Source organism: Levilactobacillus fuyuanensis (assembly GCF_003946395.1).
GTDB lineage: Bacteria > Bacillota > Bacilli > Lactobacillales > Lactobacillaceae > Levilactobacillus > Levilactobacillus fuyuanensis.
The window spans coordinates 1-4,618 of sequence record NZ_RHNZ01000040.1; the positions used below are offsets into that span (position 1 = coordinate 1).

The window sequence follows — 4,618 nt, forward strand, 5'->3', positions numbered from 1 at the left end:
TAGGGTATACCCTAATGGTCTTTTTTATTTCTGTGCTATACTAGGAATTACAAGTGTTCATTAGAACTGTCCAAAAGGAGATTGGAAATGGCTAAAATCGGTTATGCGCGTGTGAGTTCCAAGGAGCAACATTTAGATCGACAGTTAGCGGCTTTAAAAGACGTTGATAAATTATTTACGGATAAATTAAGTGGGGCTAACACTAATCGGCCAGAACTGCAAAAAATGCTGGCCTATATTCGTGAGGGTGATATCGTCCTGGTCACTGAATTAGATCGCTTAGGCAGAAACAACCAGGATTTAACTAAGATTATGAACACCATTCAAAATAAGGGGGCCACCTTAGATGTGTTAAATTTACCGTCCATGACCGGGATTGCGGATCCCAACTTACGGCAACTGATGACCAACTTGATTATTGAACTCTATAAGTATCAGGCCGAAAGTGAACGTAAGCGAATCATTGAGCGCCAGCAGCAAGGAATTGCCTTAGCTAAGCGACAGGGTAAATATCATGGGCGCAAACCCCAATACACCCAAGACGATCCCCGCCTGCAACATGCTTTTAAGCTTTACCAGGCAGGCATGAGTGACATTGATGTGACTCGAAATACCGGGATTAAACGGACGACCTTTATCAGATATCGCAAAAAGTTTAATATAAAAAGATGAGACTTATATGTCAGATAAATTAAAAACCGTTTTTTATGAGCAGCAAAACTATTTTGAGAAAATGATGGGAATCATGTTAGAGTGGTATCATTTATTAATCGGAATGCAAACAACTGTGCTCAACATAGTTCTGAAAGTGTTTGTTGTTCCATTCTTCGATTGCATGCTTAGTAGCTTTCGATTCATCGTACACGTTTTTATTTTCAAGATTGTATTTGAAAATAAAATGTTACCTTTTACCCTAGAAAGGTAACGCCAAAAGAAAAATTCCCAATGCATTTAGCAAAGGGAATTTTTTGTAATTAATTCGTGGTTTTTTTGATAATCATTTGAAAGTGAATTATCGAATTGTGGCCCCTAATACGTTTTTAAAATGATTCATCGCCCATTCAGCACCAGCTGGTGAGAACGTGGCCACGGCTGCTTGTGGAATCACAATGTGGTAATCCAGGTTGTAGGCACTGATTGCGGTGTGGAGGACACAAATATCAGTGCAGACACCAGCAATCCAGACTTCATCAATCCGCCGTTCCCGCAGGTAGTTATCCAAATTGGTGTTTTGGAAGGAGGAGTAACGGTTCTTATTGAATTTGTAGACATGGGAGTCGTCATGATGTTGATCAAACCAGCTGCCGACTTGGCCGTATAGTTTCTGACCGGTCGTCCCAATAATATTATGGGCCGGATATAGTTTGGTTTCTGGATTGAATGGGTCATTAAGCCGGTGACCATCAGTAGGAAAGATCACATAATCATGCTGGCTTAAGAATTGATCGGCTAACCGCATAATTTCTGGGGCCAACGTCTGCGCTGGCTTGCCAACCGTTAGTGATCCCTTATCAGCCACAAAGTCGTTTGTATAGTCAATAATTAAGAGCGCTTTAGCCATCTTAATGTTCCTCCGTAAATTGAGCTTTAGTAATTAACTGTTCTTGCAATTCAGCCAATGTAGCTGTTAAGTAAACTGGGTACCGATCGGGGTTAACTAACCGTTTTGTGGCTTCTGGTAATTCTGCTACTTGATCCATTGAGAATTGCTGAATCTTAAAGAGATCATTTTCGATTGGGGAAGCATTGGAACCCAGATATTCTTGCATCAATGGCTTAGCATTAAAATTAGTCAGAACTTGGCTGGCGTGCGTGGCTGCCGAATTAGCATTAACCACTTTCAATGGAGCCGTGATGTGCTCATCAGCCAGGGCAATCACATCGGCGATCGCTTGATGAAGGTTATCTTGCCGGTAAATCCGGTAAACTTGCTTATTACCAGGAAGGGTGATCTTTTCTCTGCTATCACTAACCTTAATTTTTGGGATCCATTGATCATTAATCTTTTCTTCGGCGAGCTTATAAACGCCACTTAATACCGGACTGGAGGAACTGGTAATTAAACGTTCCCCAATCCCAAAGTTATCAATTGGAGCTCCTTCATCCAACAACGACTTAACTACATGCGCATCAAGGGCATTTGAAGCTGTAATCTTTGCCTTGGGGAAGCCAGCATCATCGAGCATCTTCCGGGCTTTGATGGCTAATTGCGAAATGTCACCGGAATCTATCCGGATCCCGACTGGTTGGTGCCCTTGAGCGCTAACTTGCTTGAAGACCCGAATCGCGTTCGGCACTCCTGACTTCAAGACATCATAAGTATCAACGAGCAAGGAAACTTTGTCAGGATAAACCTTGGCCCAAGCTTGAAAGGCACTTAATTCATCAGAGAAGCTTTCGACCCAGGCATGTGCCATTGTGCCGGCCGCGGGAATATTAAATTTACTGGCTGCTTGTAAGTTCGACGTGCTGGTACAACCGCCGATCACCGCGGCTCGCGCCCCATACGTGGCGGCATCAGGGCCTTGCGCCCGCCGCGCGCCAAATTCCATAATTGGTCGGCCTTGAGCGGCATGGTTGATTTGCCAAGACTTCGTCGCAATTAATGATTGATGGTTAATGATGTTTAGAATAAAGGTTTCTAACAGCTGGGCTTCAATCAACGGTCCACTAATTGAAATAATTGGTTCCCGTGGGAAAACAGGGGTTCCTTCTGGTAAAGCCTTAATCGAGCAGTGATTTTTAATCTTGCTCAGGTAATCCAAAAACTCGGGAGTAAATTCATTCAGGGAGGTCAGGTATTCAATATTCTCCTTAGTGAAATGCCAATTTTGAACTTGTTCTACCACCTGCTGGAGACCAGCGACAATGACAAAACTACCGTTGTCGGGAACCCGGCGGTAAAAGACGTCGAAGCGAGCTTGTCGATCATGGGGTAGGGTAGCGTAGTACCCATTGGCCATGGAAAATTCATATAAGTCGGTTAATAGTTGTAGATTCATCTTAAATGCTTCCTTTTAAGTAAAAATTACTTTAATTTGGCTAAAAATAAAAGTATGGTTGACTTTTATTTACGTCTAGTATAAATACTTTGCAGCAAAATGCAAATGATGCCCTTTAGTTAAGTTGGTAGAGCTTTGGTGGCCGCCCAGAATGGTTCAAAGTGGCGACCCCGACTTCTTTGAAGAGGTGGTTGTGAGTTTTCTTAAAGTTGGAATTATCAATCTTGTCAATTGTCGTACCTAAGAAAGCCGCAAAGACTTCGCGCGCTTGGCGCAGGGTAAAGGTATTACCTAAGATCCGAAGAATTTGGGGTTGATAGTCCAGCTTGTTTTTAATCCGATTAATGGCGGTAGTAATGATTTGAATATGATCAAAGACCAGGTGACCGGCGGGACTTAGGATAATCTCCTGTTGGTCATGGGTGATCACATAGTTGCCCTGATCTTTATCAAGCACGAACCATTGGGCATCTGTGGCCCCATACCCTGGATGCAATTTTGGGGTTGATGGTAAATAGGTCATATAGGCGAGTGCCAGTGCCCGAGTTCCCGTAACCCGCTTGGGATCTGTAAAGGTGGCCAGTTGTTCGGTTGAATTCATCGGAACTTGCAGGCCAATTTTATCGTCAATTAGACGAATGCAGGCCGCGTCGGCACTCTCTTTACTCCGCAAGAGGGTTTCGGGGAGGGCCCAATGTCCCTTTAGAGGTTCATCTGCCCGCTTAATCAATAGTAATTGTGGTCGGTGTAATTCAGTATTAAAACTCCAAATGACGTTGGTGATGGTCACCAATGGCCGGGCAATAATTTCACTATCCAATTGACGCTCCTCCCTTCATAATTGTTAACTCAACTCTATTTTAGCATTTCTCGGCCACTAGTAATTGCCCAGTTGCTTTAAATCATGTTTGACGAGGATTGCTAAATTTTGAATGGTGATCGACGTCGGCTGGGCTAACCATAAGCAAAAAGTATTCCAGAAAATACCGACGGCAATGCGGGTCATATATTCAACTTTGGTATCGTTAGTGACATCGACGTGTCAAGCAACACTGGGGTGGCGGAGATGGAAACGCCGAAAGAAAACCGGCATCGTTTGGTTAGTATTATCCAAGATCTTATAGCTTAAACCAGCTTTAACTAACAAAGCCAATTTAGCTGAGTGAGCTGGCCAGTAAGTAAAGAAGTCATCGATGACTTCTTTATAGGTTTGGGGGTTAACTTGCAAGATCCAATCAGTGTATTTCTTTAGTAAGGAAATAACATACTGATTAATCACATCGTCTTTGCTTTTGAAATTCCGGTAAAAAGTCCGCCGGGAAATACGGGCTTGGTTACTAATATCGATCACGAAAATTTCTTGGTACGGTTTGACGGTTAATAATTTTTTACAGGCTCAAACCAAAGAACAATCAGCTTTTATTGAGCTACTTAAACAGCAGTTAGAGGTTAAGGACGAACAGATTGCAACGACTAATAGGATTGCCGATCAAGCACAACAATTAGATTTAACTACACACAAACAATCACAACCATCATTACCTCAACAAACCGAATCTGAGAGAGCGTAAAATATCTTGTGTAAATGCATAAAAGATTTCTGAATTGTATAGAAA

At 42.6% G+C, this 4,618-nt stretch carries 6 protein-coding genes; 2 read left to right on the forward strand and 4 right to left on the reverse strand.

Annotation, left to right across the window (positions count from 1 at the left end):
• Positions 1 to 87: 87 nt before the first annotated feature.
• Positions 88 to 672 carry a recombinase family protein gene (locus tag EKM73_RS12525; RefSeq protein WP_103434022.1) on the forward strand — a complete coding sequence of 195 codons (585 nt, stop codon included), beginning with the start codon at positions 88 to 90 and terminating at the stop codon, positions 670 to 672.
• A gap of 340 nt (positions 673 to 1,012) precedes the next feature.
• Here the strand turns inward: EKM73_RS12525 and EKM73_RS12535 are convergent, their stop codons facing one another.
• From EKM73_RS12535 to EKM73_RS12550, 4 genes are all read right to left on the reverse strand, one after another.
• Complete coding sequence (locus EKM73_RS12535; protein ID WP_003712348.1) at positions 1,013 to 1,561, reverse strand: cysteine hydrolase family protein; 549 nt, start codon at positions 1,559 to 1,561, stop codon at positions 1,013 to 1,015.
• 1 nt (position 1,562) lies between these two features.
• Positions 1,563 to 3,002: a nicotinate phosphoribosyltransferase gene (locus EKM73_RS12540; protein ID WP_057785053.1), complete on the reverse strand. Its 1,440-nt coding sequence runs from the start codon at positions 3,000 to 3,002 to the stop codon at positions 1,563 to 1,565.
• Positions 3,003 to 3,117: 115 nt separating this feature from the next.
• Positions 3,118 to 3,822, reverse strand: a complete 705-nt coding sequence (locus EKM73_RS12545; protein ID WP_107696700.1) for an NUDIX hydrolase — start codon at positions 3,820 to 3,822, stop codon at positions 3,118 to 3,120.
• A 222-nt stretch (positions 3,823 to 4,044) separates the two neighbouring features.
• Entirely contained in the window at positions 4,045 to 4,281 is a 237-nt protein-coding gene (locus EKM73_RS12550) for a TetR/AcrR family transcriptional regulator (RefSeq protein WP_263853814.1), read from the reverse strand.
• Between the two features lie 91 nt (positions 4,282 to 4,372).
• On the opposite strand from EKM73_RS12550, the gene EKM73_RS12555 reads away from it, so the two are divergent.
• A complete protein-coding gene (locus EKM73_RS12555) occupies positions 4,373 to 4,573 on the forward strand; it encodes a DUF536 domain-containing protein (RefSeq protein ID WP_225361824.1) in 201 nt (66 codons plus the stop codon).
• Positions 4,574 to 4,618: the final 45 nt, after the last annotated feature.

Excerpts from the sequence above, each read along its gene's own strand:
- EKM73_RS12525 (WP_103434022.1), top strand. The coding sequence starts at position 88 with ATGGCTAAAATCGGTTATGCGCGTGTGAGTTCCAAGGAGCAACATTTA.
- EKM73_RS12535 (WP_003712348.1), bottom strand. The coding sequence starts at position 1,561 with ATGGCTAAAGCGCTCTTAATTATTGACTATACAAACGACTTTGTGGCT.
- EKM73_RS12540 (WP_057785053.1), bottom strand. The coding sequence starts at position 3,002 with ATGAATCTACAACTATTAACCGACTTATATGAATTTTCCATGGCCAAT.